This window comes from Lysinibacillus sp. GW247-5R2A, assembly GCF_059424475.1.
This window is the reverse complement of record NZ_JBWKZL010000021.1, coordinates 13,596-33,489: the sequence shown is the minus strand read 5'-3', so window position 1 is coordinate 33,489 and position 19,894 is coordinate 13,596. Positions and strand designations below refer to the sequence as shown.

Sequence of the window (19,894 nt, the reverse complement as noted above, 5' to 3'; positions counted from 1 at the left end):
AAAAATAGTGGAAAATCTTAGTCAAATAAGCAAAAAGGGAAATCGAACAGCATCGATTTCCCTTTTATCTTGAATATCAGCTAGTTCTGTCCCAGCCTCTTTTTTTCTTTATTTAATCAAGGGAAAGAGTATATTATGTGTGAATCTACTAATAAAGGGGTATAATAGTAAATGTGTCGTCATAATATTTACACTACTTTAAAAAATAGAGGTAAATATTATTATAGCCTTAAACAAGATAGTCACTAAAAAGCTGAGTGGCCGATTGTTGATAAGGCGTAAATAATTTTCTTGGAAGGGGAATAAAGAGATATGAGTACAGTATTAAGTGTTACAAAGCGCGAAACTGGGCATCGTTCGACATTAACCCAACTTAGAAAAGGGGGAGCCATTCCTGCAGTTATTTACGGCTATAAGTTAGATTCAACCCCAATTTCTATTTCTGCAAAAGAATTTAAGAAATCCATTCAAAAAAATGGGCAAAACAGTGTGTTTTCACTAGATTTAGAGGGGAAAAAAGTGAATGTAGTTGTATCAGAAGTACAGCAATGTTCATTAAAAGATGAAGTTAATCATGTAGACTTTTTAGCGATTAACATGGCGGAGGAATTAGAGGCCGATGTGCCAATTAAATTAGTTGGTCAGTCAGTTGGAGTGAGTGAGGGCGGTATTTTAATGCAGCCTAACCTAGAATTAAAAGTGAAGGTGAAGCCAGCTGAACTACCTGATTCCATTGAAGTTGATATTTCATCACTGAAAGTAGGGGAATCCCTAACTGTAGCGGAGATTCGAAATCAGACGCCTGTAGAAGTTATTAGTGAGGATGATTATCTATTAGTAACGATTGTTGCTCCTGTTTCGGCAGAGCAAGAAGAAGTCACTGCTAGCGTAGAAGAAGAGCAAGTGTAAAATAAAATTATTGATCAGGCTAGTAAGAAAGCTAAAAACTTTCTTGCTAGCTTTTTTTGTAGCGTTAAAATGGCGTTTAGTAATTGTTCAAAATGCTTTCTAGGTATGTGGTATGGTAAAATAATGACTATTAGATTTGAAAGAAGAGAGGTACTTATGAAAATTATCGTTGGTTTAGGAAACCCGGGTAAACCGTATGAGCACACTAGACATAATATTGGTTTTGATGTAATTGATGCGTTAGCAGAAAAATGGGGGGCACCTTTAACAAATTCAAAATTTAATGGTATGTACACAACTGTTCATCGACCTGAGGGGAAGGTTCTACTTGTTAAGCCTTTAACATATATGAATTTATCAGGGGAATGTGTAGGTCCCTTAATGGATTATTTTGATATTGATGTGGAAGATCTAATTGTTATATACGATGATCTCGATTTGGAAACTGGAAAATTACGCTTGCGCCAAAAAGGAAGTGCGGGTGGCCATAATGGCATTAAATCCTTAATTCAACATTTAGGTACGCAGGAATTTAATCGAATCCGAGTAGGCATTAGTCGTCCACCAGCTGGTATGAAGGTTGCAGACTATGTATTAGCAAAGTTTTCAAAGGAAGATCAGGTTTATATGAAAGAAGCCATTGAAAAGTCTGTAAATGCTGTAGAAGTATCTCTTTCAAAGCCATTTCTTGATGTGATGAATCATTTTAACAAGTAAAGTCGTGAATTTAGTTAAAATTTTTGGATATAGAAGTCTAAGTTAAACTCATGCTTATATGGATAAGTCTTGCCTATAAGCAAAAATTAATTCTCCCATTTTTAAGTTCATGAATTCTGAAGACACGAAAATAGTGCATAATCCAATTTATAAATGTCTATACTTTAAGTAGAAAGTTGCTTAAAGGAGGATGATTTGGAGATGTCAGTTCGCTATCGATGTCGGCATTGTGAAGTAGAAATAGGGACACTACCATTTGATGCAGATGATACAATTCGAAAACTACATATTTTCGAATTGGGAGAAGCCGATGATTATGTTGAAAAAGATCAGCATGGTCATACGACTGTGCACTGTATTTGTGAGCAATGTGAGGATTCGCTGAGACAATATCCAGATTATCATGCACTCAATAAATGGATTCAATAATTGGAAGGATGCTTTGACACACTTCATGTGTGTTCAAGGCTTTTTCCATTTTGTAAAATGGCTAATAAATATATACAAACTAGCACTAGAATGCTAGTAATGACAAATAGAATTTTATGCTGAAAGGAGCTTTTGACTGTGGAAGTTTTACGACAGCTTGTGTCGAGGGATAAACATATTACATCATTTTTACAGGAGATTCAGAGCGGTCAAACTGCATCACAGCTTATTACAGGTTTAACTGGAAGCGCACGTCCCGTTATGGTCGATGCGTTATTTGAATATGCAAAGAAGCCGATTTACATTGTGTCTCCTAATCTACTGCAGGCACAAAGAATGGTGGATGAGCTTGCTGGACTATTAGGTGAAGAAAATGTGCACTATTACCCAGCGGACGAATTTATTGCTGCAGACCTTTCTGTGGCCTCTCCAGAATTACGAGCGGAGCGAATCGCCACGCTTGATTGCTTAGCCAGGGGGGAGAAGGCTGTTTACGTGATCCCTGTTGCAGGTTTAAGGAAGATCATGCAGCCCAAGGAACATTGGCTACACTATTTTTTACAAACAACTGTGGGCGATGAAATTGAAGTAGATGCATGGCTACAAACTTTAGTTGAAATGGGCTATGTCAGAAATTCCATGGTGACTACACCTGGCGAATTTGCCTTACGTGGAGGCATACTTGATATTTATCCACCGTATTTAGAATCACCTATTCGGATTGAATTATTTGATACAGAAGTAGATTCTATAAGAACATTTTCGGCAGATGACCAACGCTCTATTGATAAATTACAAAAAATTCGTATACTTCCTGCTTCTGAGGTTATTCTGACAAAATCAGAAAGACAGAACTTGGCTGGTCGTTTAGAAAAAGCCTTAGCCGCAAGTCTAAAGAAAGTTAAAAAGCAGGAAACAAAAGAACTCCTTTATCAGCATATTCAGTATGATATTGAATTGCTACAACAAGGAAATCTTCCTGACTATGTCAATAAATATGGGTCATTACTATATGATAAGACGGCTTTTTTAGGCGACTATTTTGCGCAAGATGGAATTGTGCTATTTGATGAGCTTGGACGTATCCAGGAAGTTATGGATGCATGGGAACGTGAAGAAGAGGAATGGTTTTTATCTTTAATTGAAGAAGGGAAAATGGTGCATGATGTCAAACCAGCCTTCACATTAAAGGAAATAGTGGCAATGTTGTCGCAACAAAAGCTGTCCTTTTCATTATTCTCACGTTCATTTTCGGGCATAACGTTTAATAAGACGACTAACTTTTCTTGCAAGCCAATGCAACAATTTCACGGACAAATGGCATTGCTACAAAGTGAGATTGAACGCTGGTTACTTGGCAAATTTACAGTACTCATCGTAGCTAGAGATAAAGAGCGTGTGAAACGTGTTCAGCAAATGCTAGAAGAGTATGATATCCATGCTGCTATAGGTGAGCCTACAGATGCTGGAATTTATATTGTCGATGGAGTATTGTCGAGTGGTTTCGAATTACCGCTCCAACGTTTGGCCATTGTAACAGAGGATGAACTATTTAAGCAGCAGGCTAAGAAAAAAGCACGTACGCAAAAAATGACGAATGCAGAACGCATTAAAAGCTATACGGAAATAAAACCTGGTGATTATGTTGTTCATGTTCACCACGGAATAGGGAAATATATTGGTGTAGAAACTTTAGAGGTAAATGGAACACATAAGGATTACTTGCATATTCGATATCGTGCAGACGATAAATTATATGTACCTGTCGAGCAAATAGACTTAATCCAAAAGTATGTGGCATCAGAGGACCGAGAACCGAAGCTACATAAATTAGGTGGCGCAGAGTGGAAAAAAGCTAAAGCTAAGGTATCGTCAGCTGTACAGGATATTGCAGATGATTTAATTAAGCTTTATGCGAAGCGAGAAGCTGAAAAGGGGCATGCTTTTACACCTGATAATGATGATCAGCGTAACTTCGAGGCAATGTTCGCCTATGAAGAAACCGAGGATCAGCTACGTTCTATTGTTGAAGTAAAAAGAGATATGGAACGTGAACGTCCTATGGATCGCCTAGTTTGCGGTGACGTAGGCTATGGTAAAACAGAAGTGGCTATTCGTGCCGCATTTAAAGCTATTCAAGATGGTAAACAGGTTGCCTTCCTTGTTCCTACAACCATTTTAGCTCAGCAACATTATGAGACCATTCGTGAACGCTTTCAGGACTTTGCTATTAATGTAGGGTTGCTATCACGCTTCAGGTCAAAGAAAGAGCAAACAGCTACATTAAAAGGGTTAAAAGAAGGGCAAGTCGATATTGTTATCGGAACACACAGAATCTTATCGAAGGATTTATTATTCCAAGACCTTGGCTTATTGATTGTTGATGAAGAACAACGTTTCGGAGTAACGCATAAAGAAAAAATAAAGCAGTTAAAAACAAATGTCGATGTGTTAACGTTAACAGCCACACCTATTCCGAGAACACTCCATATGTCAATGGTAGGGGTCCGAGATTTGTCTGTTATTGAAACACCACCAGCCAATCGATTCCCGGTTCAAACATATGTGATGGAACATAGTGGGGCACTAGTTCGAGAGGCAATCGAAAGAGAGATGGCACGTGGCGGACAAGTGTTTTACTTATATAACCGAGTAGAAGATATGGCTAGAAAAGTTGAGGAAATTCAAGTGCTCGTTCCAGAGGCACGAATAGGTCATGCACATGGGAAAATGTCAGAGTCTGAATTAGAATCAGTCATATTATCCTTTTTAGAAGGAGACTATGATGTACTTGTAACAACGACTATTATAGAGACCGGTGTAGATATTCCCAATGTTAATACGTTAATTGTCCACGATGCCGATCGAATGGGCTTAGCTCAGCTCTATCAATTGCGTGGACGCGTTGGGCGCTCTAACCGGGTAGCCTATGCCTATTTTATGTACCAGCGTGATAAAGTATTGACAGATGTTGCAGAGCAAAGATTGCAGGCTATTAAAGAATTTACGGAGCTGGGTTCAGGCTTTAAAATTGCTATGAGAGATTTATCTATTCGAGGCGCCGGAAATTTACTTGGAGCGCAACAGCACGGCTTTATTGATTCAGTTGGTTTTGATTTATATTCACAGATGCTCCAAGAGGCAATTGAAGAGCGTCAAACAGGTGTGAAAAAAGAAGAAAAACCTGAGATTGAAATTTTATTAAGTGTCGATGCCTATATTCCTGATGCCTATATCCCTGATGGATACCAAAAAATTCAAATGTATAAACGCATTAAAGCGATGGATCAGGTGGAGGAGTATGGTGAAATCATGGAGGAGTTAGAAGATCGATTTGGTGATCTTCCGATTGAAACAGAGCGTCTACTTCGTGTAGCACGAATGAAAGTATGGGGATTAGGTGCGGGAGTAGTCTCTGTAAAGGATAAGCAGAAACTTATTACAATCATGCTATCCGAACAGGGAACAGCAAATGTTGATGGTAGTAAAATTATTGAAGAGTCCATGAAGTTTGAACGTGCTGTTGGTTTTGGTATGGATGGCATGCAATTAAAACTAACCATTGATGAGCGGAAGTGCGGAAAACATCAACCCTTTGATATTTTGGAAGAGCTGATGCAAATTATTGATCAAGCAAAGAAGCTTTAATAAAGAGGCGGTCCTATCTTTTGAAGAAAAGATAAGACTGCCTTTTTCATTATAATTTTAATCAATTTATTATAGAAACGTATTCCTTGGGTACTCTAATAATGAGTTGATTGATGTAATGCAAGTTTTTTGAAAAAAATTGATGGTTGTGAAATCCTTTTTCTTCAGTTTTTGCATAGATTACTTAAATAAAAACCATACTATAGTTGAATAAAAAATTTTATTGTAGCGAAAGCGAGGCATTAGAATGAAGGCAACAGGAATTGTTCGTCGTATTGATGATTTAGGGCGTGTAGTTATTCCAAAAGAAATTCGTAGGACGCTACGTATTCGTGAAGGCGACCCGCTTGAAATTTATACGGACCGTGAAGGTGAAGTCATATTAAAAAAATATTCTCCAATTAATGATTTAGGAGAATTTGCAAGAGAATATGTTGAAACATTATATGAAACATTAGGAACACCAGCATTTGTTACAGACCGTGATGAAGTAATTGCCGTAGCAGGGATTGGTAAAAAAGAGTATATCAATCGTCGTATAACGTCCTTTGCAGAAGGCTTCATGGAAGAGCGCTCTACTAAAATTGAAAAAATGGAGACATCCATTGAAATTGTTCCTGGACAATATGAGCAAGTAAAATCATATTGTGCATCACCTATTATGGTGAACGGTGACCCAATTGGCTGCATTATAGTATTGTCTAAAGTGCATTTTGTTGGTGAGGTAGAAGTGAAAGTAGTGGAAACGGCTGCAAACTTCTTAGCGAAACAAATGAATAGCTGATGCATGTAAAAGTTATTGCGATGACCTTTTAGGGCGTGTAATAACTTTTTTTGCGTACATAAATATGGGTCAAATTAGGAACAGTATTGTCGCCTGGCGCGTCAAACTTTTTAGATATGCTATACTATTGGCATTGTTAAGAAGGAAAGAGGGCAATTTATGTCGCAACGTTTTGGTATGAAAAGCTACATGAAGGGAGCGGCCTTATTAACAATCGCTGCCCTTATCGTAAAAGTACTTAGTGCCTTTTACCGTGTACCTTTTCAAAATCTAGTTGGTGATGAAGGTTTTTATATTTATCAACAGGTATATCCAGTCATTTCAATTTTCGTTGTTTGGACATCTAGTGGCTTTGCTGTAGCCATTTCAAAAATGCTTGCAGATAATGATTGCATAGTTGATACAATAGAACGTAATGAAAAAAGAAGCATGATCATGCGTGTCGTTTTCCGTTATTTGACGATACTCTCATTATTGTTTTTTGCTGTCCTATTTGGAGGTGCTGAAAAAATAGCCCAGTTGATGGGTGATATTCAACTGGCACCATTGATACGCACGGGCTCCCTTGTAGTATTGGTAATGCCAGCGCTTGCTATTTTGAAGGGCGGTTTTCAATCTAGAGGGATTATGGAGCCTATTGCTTATGCTCAAGTCGTTGAACAGGCGATTAGGGTAACCGTTATTTTAACAGGAACCTTTGTCATTATGACTACCACAAAATCACTATATGCTGCGGGGAAAATGGCCGTTATTGGTACAGTCATAGGGGAAATAACTGCATTATTATTACTTGCCTATATTTTTTCTAAACGCTTTGGGCTATTCCGTGTGCATCTACGTCTACACAAGGCTAAAAGCTTACCGATTATTAAAGAGGTTACATGGCTTAGCTTAAGTGTAAGTATGAGTGGCCTTTTGTTACTAGGCTATCAATTAGTTGATTCCTTTACGATCTATTCGTTATTAATCGATCACGGTATGGACTCTACAGTTGCTAAAGAAACCAAGGGGATTTATGATCGTGGACAGCCCCTCGTACAACTAGGCGTTGTTATCGCATCCTCGCTATCCCTTGCAATTGTTCCACTTGTTGCTCATTTATCGAAAAAACAAGAAGGGCGAAGTGCCATTCCATTTATCCAATTAACATACAAAGCGTCTATTTTGTTTGGCTGGGCTGCTTCACTCGGATTAATGCTTGTTATGCCCTATTTAAATGAAATGCTTTTTAAAACTAATACATTATCCGAAGTATTAATTGTGTATGTATTCCAAATCGTGCCTTTGTCGATTATTCTTACATTTACAGCCATTTTACAAGGCTATGGAAAATTAAAGAAGCCAGCACTATTCTTAATGATAGGGTTTGTGTTAAAAATAATATTAAATGTTCGTTTGATAGGCTGGCTTGGTGTATTAGGAGCAGCTATTGCAAATGATATAGGCTTACTATTAACAGCATTTTTGCTTATTGTTTATTTAAAAACAATGACAGGTATTCAATTAGCACCCACCGAATTTTATAAAAAAGTGGGGCTCGCATCAATAAGTATGGCAGTGGTCGTATTGGTATGGCTACAGATGGTATCTGCTTTTTTAGGCCATGTATTGTCATCACGTTCAGTAGCGGTGATCGCAGGATTTACTGCAGTAGGCTTGGGAGCGTTTGTTATGCTGACAATGATTGCGAAGAAACGAGTGTTAGTAGAAAAAGAGTGGTATTTATTGCCGTTCGGACGTAGAATGGCCGTTTACCAACTATGGCTAAATTCAAAGAAGTAGGTGGAAATAGTGAATACTTTAACTATTATTGGTCTAGGTGCAGGGGATTTTAATCAGCTGCAAATGGGCGTTTATAAGAAATTGAAAGCTGCTAAAAAATTATTTGTTCGGACAGTCGATCATCCAGTACTAGAGGAATTAGCGGCAGAAGGTATAACGTTCGAAAGCTTTGACAAAGTTTATGAAAAACACGACGCATTTCAGCCAGTATATGCAGAAATTGCAGAATCACTTATAGCAGCTACAGCTATAGAGGATAGTATGTATGCGGTACCAGGTCATCCATTGGTTGCAGAACAAACAGTGCAATTGCTTATAAAAGCAGCGGATGAGGGAACTTTCAATCTTGTCATAGAAGGTGGACAAAGCTTCTTGGATCCGATTTTTGGTGCATTGAAAATTGATCCGATTGAAGGTTTTCAATTGCTGGATGGCACTAGCTTTTCCATGCATGACATCAACATGCGTCAGCATATCTTAATCGCCCAAGTGTACGATACATTTAGTGCTTCAGAAGTGAAGCTAACATTGATGGAAAAATATGAGGACGAGTACCCGGTGACTGTAGTTACAGCTGCGGGATCTTCACAAGAAAAAATTGTTACTGTGCCACTCTATGAACTCGATCAAAGTGTGGAAGTTAATAATTTAACAACCGTCTATGTGCCACCTGTACATTCACAGGAAGAGGCCTTAAGAGATTGGACAACATTCCGTACCATAATTGCAACATTAAGAGGTCCAAATGGCTGTCCATGGGATCAAAAGCAAACGCATGAGTCCTTGAAAAAATATTTACTCGAAGAAGCTCATGAATATTTAGCTGCTGTAGATGCTGAAGATGATTTTGCAATGATTGAAGAACTTGGAGATGTGCTTTTACAAGTATTCTTACATGCACAAATAGGAGAAGATCAAGGATACTTTACGCTTGAAGATGTTTTAGCCTCTGTTAGTGAGAAAATGATTCGTCGCCATCCACATGTCTTTGGAGATGTCGCAGTGGAGGATGCTGATGATGTTGTAGCCAATTGGGAGGCTATAAAGGCTGAAGAAAAGGGCATTACTGATAAACCACTATTAGATGGGGAGTATAGGGCATCCTCGGCGCTACAGACAGCCTTTAACTATCAAAATAGAGCTGCCAAAGTAGGCTTTGACTGGCCGGATGTAGAAGGTGCATGGGATAAGTTTGCGGAGGAGTGGCAGGAATTTCGCCATGAGGTGACGAATGGCTCTAGTATATCCAGACTTGATGAATTGGGTGACGTATTATTTACATTAGTGAACTTAGCGCGTTTTTATAAATTATCTCCAGAAGAGGCAATCCTGCATGCCAATGAAAAGTTTGCTAGACGATTTGGCTATGTGGAAGCTCAAGTAAAGGCAAGTGGAAAATCATTTGCTGACTTTACTTTAGATCAATTAGATAGGTTCTGGAATGAAGCGAAGCAACTAGAAAGGGAGAAAGAACTATGAGATTAGATAAATTTTTAAAAGTTTCACGTTTAATCAAACGTCGTACTTTAGCTAAAGAGGTGGCAGATCAGGGGCGTATCACTATCAATGAGAAGGTAGCGAAAGCTAGCAGCTCAGTAAAAGCTGGAGATGAACTGGCTATCCGATTTGGTCAAAAAATAGTAACAGCACGTGTAGAAGAAATACGTGAGACAGTGAAAAAAGAAGATGCAGCCAAAATGTTTACCATTTTGAAAGAAGAGAGACTAGAAAAAATTGAGCCTGAATTTATAGATGATGAAGAATAAATTTCTTTTTTAGCATCCTAATGTTGTTCCTGCCTCCATTTATGGATGAAAGTAATAGACAACTTAAATAAAGTTGTCATGCTTTGATGGTTGTCCGCATAAAGTGAACAGAAGCTAGGACGACTAAAGGAGGAAAAAAATGACGCTACATCAAGAAAGTAATCGTTACACAATTCCATCTGGAGAGCATATTTTAACGATTCGTAATCGTAAAAGAATGGACATGACTTCCGTAAAATCAATTGAACGCTTTGATCAGGAAGAGTTTTTCATTAAGACGTCCCAAGGGCATTTGTTAATCCGTGGAGAGGAACTGCATATCGTTCATTTAGATGTTGACAAAGGATTATTGACACTTGAAGGAACTGTAAAAACATTACAGTACGACGAGGAGGAAAGTGGCTTCTCGAAGGGTTTCCTTCATAAGTTATTTGGATGATTGTTAGTGAACAATTCTTTCAATTAATTGTCATGGTTTTGAGCGGTATTGCAGTTGGTTTCATTATTGATAGTGTAAGGCTTATTGTTTTTTCAACTCCAAAAAGGTCAAGCCTTCGAAAGTGGATGATGATTTTTGAATTATTAACATGGATTTTACTTGGAGGGCTGACATATTATTTATTATTTTGGCTAAAAGACGGCGCATGGCGGGCATACGACCCGCTTGCGCAAATAGCCGGAATTTTTTTGTATCAATCATTTTTTCAAACTATTTTACGTTTCATAGCTAGAGTTTTGGTGAATATTACATGGAGACCCTTTTGGTTCATTGTGCGCTTCATCGTCTCGGTTATTCGACATATTTTGCAGTTTTTATTAAATATAGTAATGTTTGTTATAAGACCTTTTGTCAAAATTTATTCGTATTTGTCCTACACTTTTTTTAAAAAGTTACGATATTTGAAGTATAATAAAAAGCAACAATAATTTTCGGAGGTGCGGGCATGACTAGACGTCATTCATCAAATGATGAACAACAGAACTTTACAAAGCTTGATAATGACTATGTCCGTAACACGGATAAAGCTATAAATCGCAAGCAGCAGGCACGGAAACGTAAATTACGCCGTATTGTCTTTTTTGCGATTGTGCCAGTCATTATTATCGCCCTTCTCTTAAATGTGCTATACAACCAACAGGAAACATTAGCAATCAAAGAGAAATCAAAGGAAGAAGCGAAACAGCATCTCTCTGTATTGAAAGAGGAACAGGATTCTTTAAATCTTAAAATCAAACAATTACAGGATGATGAATATATCGCAAAACTATTAAGAAAAGAGTATTACTTGTCTGAAAAAGGTGAGGTTATTTTTATAATTCCAGATAAGGAAGATAAAAAAGACGACTGAAAAGCTATGTATTGTTGACACTCTTTTTTAGTTATATATAATGAAAAGAGAAGCTTATAGCAGTAAAAAGTTTAATTAAAATGATTACATGGCTCAAAAGAGTCGCTTAATTTTTAAGGAGGAGCATTTTTTTTATGTCAATTGAAGTAGGCAGCAAGGTACAAGGTAAAGTAACAGGAATCACAAATTTTGGAGCATTCGTTGAGCTGCCAGATGGCAAAACAGGCTTAGTTCACATTAGTGAAGTTGCTGACAATTATGTAAAAGATATCAATGAGCATCTAAAAGTTGGAGATGAAGTTGAAGTAAAAGTGATGAATGTTGAAGCGGACGGAAAGATCGGTCTTTCAATCCGTAAAGCAAAGCCTCAAGCTGAGAGACCAGAGCGTCCTGAGCGTCCAGCACGTCCACGTCGCGATAATCGCTCTAACGATCGTAACGACCGCCACCAGCCAAAAGAAAATTTTGAGCAAAAAATGGCACGCTTCTTAAAAGATAGTGATGAACGTCTAGCAACACTTAAACGTGCTACAGAGTCAAAACGCGGAGGTCGCGGAGCTAGAAGAGGGTAGTTTGCTGACTGTTTTAATCGTAGAAAAAGTGTATGATATAGAGCTGGGATTAGCTTTGATAAAAAGCTAATCCCTTTTTTGTGGACTGACCTATAAAGTTGAGGAAGGTCCCTTTTTCTTTTTGATAGGTGTGACTACTTTTTCATCAGCAGGAGCAAGGGGTGCTTTTTCTGCTGGTCGAATAACCATTTTAACAAGTAAAAAGACGCCATATACGCTTACAGCAAGGCCGCAAAGTAGCAACATTATTTGAACAACAAACGGTAAATTAATAAGTATTGAAACAAGAATAATCATGGAGCCACTTCCACAAATTAAAGCAGCTTTAGTTAATGCGCTCAAGGAAAATAAACCTCCTAAAAATACAATCTTATATGTAGTATGCCATATTTTATATGTAGTCACATAGTGCAACCTTATACATATCATATTGCAGAATAAAAAATAGGCGCCTCAGAATATCATTCTGAGACGCCTATTTGAGATGACCCCTACGGGATTCGAACCCGTGTTACCGCCGTGAAAGGGCGGTGTCTTAACCACTTGACCAAGGGGCCTACTATGGTGGCGGCCGAGGGGATCGAACCCCCGACCTTACGGGTATGAACCGTACGCTCTAGCCAGCTGAGCTAGGCCGCCAATTTTTTATGGAGCGGAAGACGAGGTTCGAACTCGCGACCCCCACCTTGGCAAGGTGGTGTTCTACCACTGAACTACTTCCGCATGTCGTTTAAGCAACAAGTTAAATAATACAAGCCATTGGTCTTAGTGTCAAGAAGATTAATAAAAAAATATCAAAAAATATATTTTACAATAAAATTCTTTAAACAAGATGAGACAGAGTCAGCTATATAAAGATATTTTAGCGGATTTTTTGTTCTTAAGTAGAATTGTCTTACCGTAATCATTGAAAAGAGAGAGGAATAGTTGATAGCACGCCTATTTAGAAGATTCCATGTTAAAGGGGAGACGATACCTGATATATTGTCTGGAACAAAAAAACTTCATATAGGACCACAATGACCGACAATTACAAAAGAAATTATTGCCAATTCGCGTATTTATGTATACGTATTCGTCGAAATGTTTATATTTTTTAATGCCAACGTCAGACAATCTTTCCATGCATAATTCTTTATAATAGCCAAAAGTGCGGGAAAGGGGATAATTAAATGACAAGTATTGAATGGTATAATACAGCAAATGTAGAAGACCGAAAATTAGGGATAAAAAAGAAGCAAGTCTTCATAGGAACCCTATTTTTTTTAACATCCTTTTTTTTGGCTCAATCCGTTGTATTTGAAGCAGCAGTACCGTTCTCAGTTCCTTTTTGGGCAATTATTCGAACAAAGTATAGGGAGTACGCCAAATTCGTTTTATTTGGAAGTTTGTTCGGCTGTTTTTTCCTAGGCTTTGGACAAGTTGTTATTTTAGCATTACAAATTATCATGTATGAATGTATTATGCGTTTCCGTTACTGGCGACTTCCTCAAAGTATTGCCGTCTCTTTAGCTGTTTTATTGGTGCAAATTATGTGGCAAGGGGCGATGTATCAAGGCTTACCACCAGTGCTTGTACAATTTTATGTAGGCTGTGAAGCGGCACTAGCTCTAATTATGACCCTATTTATGCAAGTGCTTTTCGTCAATTCATATGAATGGTTTACGAGTCATTGGACTTACGAGAAGCTTGGGTCAGGGTTAGTCGTGTTTGCTGCTATGCTTACAGGGATGCAAGCAGTTGTGTTTAGCTATTTTTCGCTCCCTATATTTTTATTGCAGCTTTTTATTTGTTTTGGTGCATTGGTCGGTAGTGTACCGTTAGCAACAGTAATCGGAGCGGTATTAGGAACGCTCATTGGTGTTGCTAAGCTCTCCTTTACCGGTATGCTATCTGTTGCCACCTTAACAGGACTATGTGCAGGTATGGGGGCTAAAGGTGGTAGATTCGGGGTTGCAATCGGAAGTATCTTACCTAGTGTGTTTTTTTTATTTTATGATGCAACATTGCCATTAGATAGTGTGTATTTCACTTCCATTGCCATTGGAAGCGTTCTTTTCCTAACGATTCCTAAAAAATATTCAGATAAGGTGAGGGACAAGCTCTTCCCACAACGGGAGGAAATTTTACTCGCAAGACAAAATTGGTTAACTGAACACGTCACATACAAATTAGAACATTTTCAGCATTTCGTGCAATTTATGAAGGAGCTGGTATTTGATCGTTTTATGACCGCGCCAGTTGAAGAAGCGAAGGAAGTATCCCCGATGAATACATGTTTAAGCTGTTTCCGTCATGATCATTGCTGGGGAGCTCAAAATAATGGGATGGACAAGCTGATGACAGATTGGTTTCATATGAAGGGAGTAGGTAAGGAATCAGCTATTCATCGTGTAGAAGAACAAATCCGCTATAAATGCGTGAAATCGACAAAGATTTTTGAAGAGTTGGATACAGAATTATACAGGGAACGTATTAACGGGCAGTACTTTCATGGTAAAAAAATGATTGCGCTACAGCTCCGCGATATGAGTAATCATTTAAACCAATTAATTGCTGAGATGAAGGAGGATACGATTTCTTTTGTAAGTGTTGAAAAGGACATCATTGAACGCTTAAAGGATGCTCATATAGAATGCTTTCAGCTAGATGTACTTAACAATAAACCAGGGGCTAGAAAGATAGTTTGTGCTTTGGCGCCAGCCCGTGTCGACTGGGAGAAAGATACAACATTGGCTGAACGGATGATTTTGCCGATTCTTTACGAAATTTTTAATGAGCCATTTGAAATTGAAAAAGTAGTGGCTTGTGAAATGCCGTTTCGTCATATACAAATATGCTTTAGATCAGCTATTAGCTTTGAAGTAGAGTATGATATATATAGCATGTCTAAAGATGCGACATTGTATTCTGGGGATTCACATGCACTTTTCCAATTACATCCAGGTCTGTTTGCCATTTTATTATCGGATGGTATGGGGCAAAGTAAAGAAGCACAACATGAAAGTAGAAAATTAATACATTTAATGCGAGAGTGCCTTAACTACAATATGAATCCTGAAACGGCAATGCATACATTGCATTATGTCATGTCATTAAAACAACAGGATGATATGTATGCAACCCTTGATTTCGCACTAGTGGATTTACAGCATGGTGATTTATGGTCATGGAAGGCTGGGGGAATGTCGACCTATATTTTGCGTGGGAAGGAAGTTATAAAGGTTGAAAGTAATGCAGCACCTGTAGGTTTCCTATCGATTTCTGCGGTTGAGGCTGAAAAAAGAAAGCTGAAGGCAGGGGATGTCATTTTAATGCATTCAGATGGACTGTTTTCTAGTGTTGCCGATTGGGATGAGCAAGAGGAGACATTTTTAGCTTATGCACAGCAGGTAGCCAGTACAAATAATACTATTCAAGAAAAGCTAACAACGATTATGCAATCATTCCAAGATTACTTTGAAATAGAAGATGATTGTACTGTACTCATGTTAGAGGTGACACATGTTGTTCCGACATGGGCTGTATTTAGACCAGCTCAATATTCTGTGAGCTAATCATTTCATTTAAGTAAGATCGAAAAGGGGAGGAGAAGCGTTTGTCATTTGAATTAAAGGTTAAGACATTTATTGAAAAAGAGCAATTATTACAGCAAGACGACCATCTTCTCATCGCCGTTTCGGGTGGAGTAGATTCTATGGCTTTACTCCATTATTTTGTTCAAACACAAGAGTACTGGAACATTCGGGTGGAAGCAGTACATGTCGACCATATGCTTAGGGGAGAGGCTTCTGCTGAAGATAGGGCATTTGTACAAAAGTATTGTGATGAAAATGACGTTTATTTACATGCCACAGCGATCTCCATACCAACAATACTGGCGCAGGAGAATGGAAATACACAGCTAATATGTCGTAGAGAAAGGTATCGATATTTTAAAGAGGTTTTGTATAAAACAAATGCGAATAAGCTTGTAACTGCACATCATGCGGATGACCAGCTGGAGTCAGTATTAATGGCCCTGACAAAAAATGCAACGATGAATAGCATGCAAGGCATACGCCCTCAGCGACATTTTGAAGGAAAATCATTAATTCGTCCGTTTTTAACGGTTACAAAGACTGAAATAGGGGAATATTTACTTAGAAAAGGTTTAAATTATCGAGAAGATGTCAGTAACTCCAAAGATACTTATGTACGAAATCGCTTCAGACATCATGTCGTGCCTTTGCTGGAGGCTGAAAATCCGAGAGTGACCGAACAAGTGACCCATTTTACATCGCACTTGCAAGAAGACAATACCTTTTTAATGACATTAGCCAAAGATGTATTTTCCAAAACCATTAAAAGAAGTAATGAAAATACATATAGCATGGAAATTGAGGCTTTTCAATTGGTACCACTTGCTTTACAAAGGAGGCTCATTTTAATACTATTAAACTATCTTTACAAAGATTCAAATACGATACAAAGTTATGCTTTATTGACTTCAATTTTAAAGCTTTGTGATACGACAGCAGGGTATGCTGAAATTCACTTGCCTGAAGATTTCCTTGCAGTTCGCCGTTACGGGAAATTAATGATTCAGAAGAATAGTTCAACAGAGGACTACCTTTCTTCTGAAAAAATAATTATTTCGGCTGCTAATGGGTGGACAACATTGACGAATGGTAAACGCTTATGCGTAGTCAAGTTGCACGATTTATCGTCCGAATTGATGACGGATACTGCACAACTTTTTTATTTTAACGCTAGCAAACTCCACCTTCCGCTCTCTATTCGAGCACGCAAGGATGGAGACAGAATGCTGTTAAAAGGAATGGATCAGCCAAAACGCTTATCTCGCCTTTTTATAGATGAAAAGATTCCTTTAAATGAGCGGAATAGCTGGCCGTTACTGATTTCTCAGTCAGATGAGGTGGTAGCGGTAATTGGTGTGCGTATGGGGATGTTTTTTTCAACCACTCCACAACCAAACGATGATACAGTGCTCATCGTAGACTAAGGTCTTTGTAAAATATTTCACCATAATTGGTTGAAGATTTGTTGATACATCACGAGGAGGAATCGATATGTTACAAAATGACATCGAAAAAGTAATGATTACAGAAGAACAATTGCAAGAAAGAATTGCAGATCTAGGTGCACAATTAACAGAGGAATACAAAGATGCATTCCCATTAGCTGTTGGTGTACTTAAAGGAGCAATGCCATTTATGACAGATCTCATGAAGCGTTTCGATTCTTTCATTGAGCTAGATTTTATGGATGTTTCTAGCTATGGCAATGCTACCGTATCATCTGGAGAAGTAAAGATTTTAAAGGATTTAAATACGAGCGTTGAAGGACGTGACGTATTAATTATCGAGGACATCATCGATAGTGGTTTAACGTTAAGCTATTTAGTAGATTTATTTAAATATCGTAAAGCCAAATCCATTAAAATTGTTACATTACTTGATAAACCATCAGGTCGAAAAGTGAATCTATCGGCTGATTATGTTGGTTTTAAAGTTCCAGACGGCTTTGTGGTTGGATATGGTTTAGATTACGCTGAAAAATATCGTAACCTACCTTATATTGGTATCTTGAAACCTGAAGTTTATTCATTTTAAGATATAAAACGACCAGCTTTAAAAGTTATGGCATCCAGCGCAGTCAAGTGTTTTTCATTATGGTTAACATAATTCGAAATCTTGACACAATGTTCAGCTATTTCGAGCCCATGGAACAGGTACAATTACGCTGGGATGTATTAAGATGGCCTAAAAACTGTTTTGATAATAGCAAAAAATGAACGAAACATTTTTTAAGTAGGGCTTTTCGTTGTATGATGAAATCATGATATGTTAAGATTTTACTTATAATTTTTCTGTTTGTAATGAGGAGGCTGGAGATGAATCGAATATTTCGATATACCATATTCTATCTACTGATTTTCCTAGTGATTATCGGTATTTTTGGTACTTTCAACGGTGGCAATTCACCAACGAAAGAGTTAACTTATCATGAGTTCCAACAAGCTCTAGATAAGAAAGAAATAACAAGTGCTACAATTCAACCTGATAAATCAGTTTATGTCGTAGAAGGTACATTAAAAGGTTATGAAAAGGGTCAAAGCTTTACAGTGAACATCCCTCGCGATAACCAATCATTAATGGATCGCATCGATGAGGCTGCTAAGGAAAAAAATAGTAATATTAAATATTTAGCAGCGCCAGAAACGAGTGGATGGATTCAATTCTTTACAGGGATCATTCCTTTCATTATCATCATTTTCTTGTTCTTCTTCCTAATGAGCCAATCTCAAGGTGGCGGTAATAAAGTGATGAGCTTTGGTAAGAGTAAAGCTAAACTTTATGATGACCAAAAGAAAAAGGTTCGTTTTACAGATGTAGCAGGTGCTGATGAAGAGAAAGCGGAGCTTGTAGAAGTTGTAGACTTCTTAAAAGACCATCGTAAATTCACAGAGATTGGTGCACGTATTCCAAAAGGTATCTTACTTGTAGGTCCTCCAGGTACAGGTAAAACATTACTTGCACGTGCAGTGGCAGGCGAAGCAGGCGTTCCTTTCTTCTCAATTTCAGGTTCTGACTTCGTAGAAATGTTTGTCGGTGTCGGTGCATCACGTGTCCGAGATCTATTCGAAAATGCGAAGAAAAACGCACCATGTATTATCTTTATAGATGAGATTGATGCAGTTGGTCGTCAACGTGGCGCTGGTCTAGGCGGGGGTCATGACGAGCGTGAACAAACACTGAATCAGTTGCTAGTTGAAATGGATGGTTTCGGGGCAAACGAGGGTATTATTATCATCGCTGCAACAAACAGACCAGATATTTTAGATAAAGCGTTATTACGTCCAGGTCGTTTTGACCGTCAAATTACAGTAGGACATCCTGATGTAAAAGGACGTGAGGCGATTCTTAAGGTACATGCACGTAACAAGCCTTTAGCAGATACAGTTGATTTAGCAGCAGTTGCACAACGTACGCCAGGTTTCTCAGGTGCTGATTTAGAAAATTTACTTAATGAGGCTGCTCTTGTAGCCGCTCGTAAAAGTAAACGTACCATCAGTATGGCAGATATCGATGAAGCTTCTGACCGTGTAATCGCTGGTCCAGCTAAAGCGAGCCGAGTATATTCAGCCAAAGAGAAAAAACTTGTATCCTTCCACGAGGCTGGTCACGTAGTTGTTGGTCTAGAGCTTGATGAAGCGGATACAGTTCACAAAGTAACAATTGTTCCACGCGGTCAAGCGGGTGGATATGCTATTATGTTACCGAAGGAAGAACGTTTCTTTACAACAAGACAAGAGCTTTTAGACCGTATTGCTGGACTGCTTGGTGGTCGCGTAGCTGAAGAAATCGTTCTTGGCGAGGTCTCTACGGGGGCACATAACGACTTCCAAAAGGTTACAAGTATCGCACGAGCTATGGTTACTGAATATGGAATGAGTGAAAATCTTGGTGCAATGCAATTCGGTTCAAGTCAGGGTGGAAATGTATTCCTTGGCCGCGACTTTAATTCGGACCAAAATTACTCTGATTCTATAGCTTATGAAATTGATAAAGAAATGCAAAAAATTATTGATACGCAATATGAGCGTACGAAACGTATCCTAACAGAGAATCGTGAGTTACTTGATTTAATTGCTAACACGTTAATGGAGAAAGAAACATTAAATGCGCAGGAAATCGAGCATTTACGTGATCATGGTGTTTTACCAGCACCAGAGGCTGTCGAAAACATTGAGGGGAATGACACTCCGAAAGTGGAAACGAAGCCAACATTAGATACGATTGGTGAGCCGGTTGTTGAAAAAGAGCTATTAAGTAAAGAGCCAAACCCAACAACTTTAGACCTTGCAAAAGAAGGCAAGGAATCAAATGAACCACCTAAGGGTATCGACGAAAAACGTGAATAAATTGGAAAGAC

The 19,894-nt window shown here is 38.3% G+C and carries 17 protein-coding genes and 3 tRNA genes; 16 read left to right on the top strand and 4 right to left on the bottom strand.

Going from position 1 to position 19,894, the window contains the following annotated elements; genetic code table 11:
- Nucleotides 1-312: 312 nt before the first annotated feature.
- From AC07YC_RS22140 to AC07YC_RS22085, 12 genes are all read left to right on the top strand, one after another.
- Nucleotides 313-909, top strand: coding sequence for a 50S ribosomal protein L25/general stress protein Ctc (locus tag AC07YC_RS22140; RefSeq protein ID WP_036220557.1), 597 nt, complete (start codon nt 313-315; stop codon nt 907-909).
- Between the two features lie 156 nt (nt 910-1,065).
- Nucleotides 1,066-1,626 (top strand): aminoacyl-tRNA hydrolase, encoded by a 561-nt coding sequence (gene pth, locus AC07YC_RS22135; RefSeq protein WP_008180262.1) that lies wholly within the window; start codon nt 1,066-1,068, stop codon nt 1,624-1,626.
- A gap of 201 nt (nt 1,627-1,827) precedes the next feature.
- The gene (locus AC07YC_RS22130; RefSeq protein ID WP_008180264.1) at nt 1,828-2,055 is read left to right on the top strand and encodes an anti-sigma-F factor Fin; all 228 of its coding nucleotides are present in this window, start codon (nt 1,828-1,830) and stop codon (nt 2,053-2,055) included.
- A 138-nt stretch (nt 2,056-2,193) separates the two neighbouring features.
- Nucleotides 2,194-5,703, top strand: a complete 3,510-nt coding sequence (gene mfd / locus AC07YC_RS22125; protein ID WP_494920453.1) for a transcription-repair coupling factor — start codon at nt 2,194-2,196, stop codon at nt 5,701-5,703.
- A 247-nt stretch (nt 5,704-5,950) separates the two neighbouring features.
- Nucleotides 5,951-6,487: a stage V sporulation protein T gene (spoVT, locus tag AC07YC_RS22120; RefSeq protein WP_008180268.1), complete on the top strand. Its 537-nt coding sequence runs from the start codon at nt 5,951-5,953 to the stop codon at nt 6,485-6,487.
- A gap of 159 nt (nt 6,488-6,646) precedes the next feature.
- Nucleotides 6,647-8,269, top strand: coding sequence for a putative polysaccharide biosynthesis protein (locus AC07YC_RS22115; protein WP_336637190.1), 1,623 nt, complete (start codon nt 6,647-6,649; stop codon nt 8,267-8,269).
- 9 nt (nt 8,270-8,278) lie between these two features.
- Nucleotides 8,279-9,748 (top strand): bifunctional methyltransferase/pyrophosphohydrolase YabN, encoded by a 1,470-nt coding sequence (gene yabN, locus AC07YC_RS22110; RefSeq protein WP_336637191.1) that lies wholly within the window; start codon nt 8,279-8,281, stop codon nt 9,746-9,748.
- Nucleotides 9,745-10,035: an RNA-binding S4 domain-containing protein gene (locus tag AC07YC_RS22105; RefSeq protein WP_008180273.1), complete on the top strand. Its 291-nt coding sequence runs from the start codon at nt 9,745-9,747 to the stop codon at nt 10,033-10,035. Before yabN ends, AC07YC_RS22105 begins: the two co-directional genes overlap by 4 nt.
- A gap of 139 nt (nt 10,036-10,174) precedes the next feature.
- Nucleotides 10,175-10,474 carry a sporulation protein YabP gene (yabP, locus tag AC07YC_RS22100; RefSeq protein WP_004229167.1) on the top strand — a complete coding sequence of 100 codons (300 nt, stop codon included), beginning with the start codon at nt 10,175-10,177 and terminating at the stop codon, nt 10,472-10,474.
- The gene (yabQ, locus tag AC07YC_RS22095; protein WP_336637192.1) at nt 10,471-10,962 is read left to right on the top strand and encodes a spore cortex biosynthesis protein YabQ; all 492 of its coding nucleotides are present in this window, start codon (nt 10,471-10,473) and stop codon (nt 10,960-10,962) included. The genes yabP and yabQ overlap by 4 nt, the downstream gene beginning before the upstream one ends.
- 17 nt (nt 10,963-10,979) lie before the next feature.
- Nucleotides 10,980-11,384, top strand: a complete 405-nt coding sequence (locus AC07YC_RS22090) for an FtsB family cell division protein (protein WP_336637193.1) — start codon at nt 10,980-10,982, stop codon at nt 11,382-11,384.
- Between the two features lie 134 nt (nt 11,385-11,518).
- A complete protein-coding gene (locus AC07YC_RS22085) occupies nt 11,519-11,956 on the top strand; it encodes a S1 domain-containing RNA-binding protein (protein WP_008180281.1) in 438 nt (145 codons plus the stop codon).
- Between the two features lie 90 nt (nt 11,957-12,046).
- On the opposite strand, the gene AC07YC_RS22080 is transcribed toward AC07YC_RS22085, so the two are convergent.
- From AC07YC_RS22080 to AC07YC_RS22065, 4 genes are all read right to left on the bottom strand, one after another.
- Nucleotides 12,047-12,298: a hypothetical protein gene (locus tag AC07YC_RS22080; protein ID WP_336637194.1), complete on the bottom strand. Its 252-nt coding sequence runs from the start codon at nt 12,296-12,298 to the stop codon at nt 12,047-12,049.
- 143 nt (nt 12,299-12,441) lie between these two features.
- Nucleotides 12,442-12,513, bottom strand: a tRNA-Glu gene (locus AC07YC_RS22075).
- Nucleotides 12,514-12,518: 5 nt separating this feature from the next.
- Nucleotides 12,519-12,595 (bottom strand) — tRNA-Met (locus AC07YC_RS22070).
- Nucleotides 12,596-12,604: 9 nt separating this feature from the next.
- A tRNA-Gly gene (locus AC07YC_RS22065) sits at nt 12,605-12,679 on the bottom strand.
- A gap of 449 nt (nt 12,680-13,128) precedes the next feature.
- Between AC07YC_RS22065 and AC07YC_RS22060 the strand changes: the two genes are divergently transcribed.
- The 4 genes from AC07YC_RS22060 to ftsH all read left to right on the top strand — a co-directional run bounded on the left by AC07YC_RS22060 (nt 13,129) and on the right by ftsH (nt 19,883).
- Nucleotides 13,129-15,513 carry a SpoIIE family protein phosphatase gene (locus AC07YC_RS22060; RefSeq protein ID WP_336637195.1) on the top strand — a complete coding sequence of 795 codons (2,385 nt, stop codon included), beginning with the start codon at nt 13,129-13,131 and terminating at the stop codon, nt 15,511-15,513.
- A gap of 41 nt (nt 15,514-15,554) precedes the next feature.
- Nucleotides 15,555-16,961 carry a tRNA lysidine(34) synthetase TilS gene (gene tilS / locus AC07YC_RS22055; RefSeq protein ID WP_494920452.1) on the top strand — a complete coding sequence of 469 codons (1,407 nt, stop codon included), beginning with the start codon at nt 15,555-15,557 and terminating at the stop codon, nt 16,959-16,961.
- Between the two features lie 67 nt (nt 16,962-17,028).
- A complete protein-coding gene (hpt, locus tag AC07YC_RS22050; protein WP_008180288.1) occupies nt 17,029-17,571 on the top strand; it encodes a hypoxanthine phosphoribosyltransferase in 543 nt (180 codons plus the stop codon).
- A 281-nt stretch (nt 17,572-17,852) separates the two neighbouring features.
- Complete coding sequence (gene ftsH, locus AC07YC_RS22045) at nt 17,853-19,883, top strand: ATP-dependent zinc metalloprotease FtsH (RefSeq protein ID WP_336637197.1); 2,031 nt, start codon at nt 17,853-17,855, stop codon at nt 19,881-19,883.
- Nucleotides 19,884-19,894: the final 11 nt, after the last annotated feature.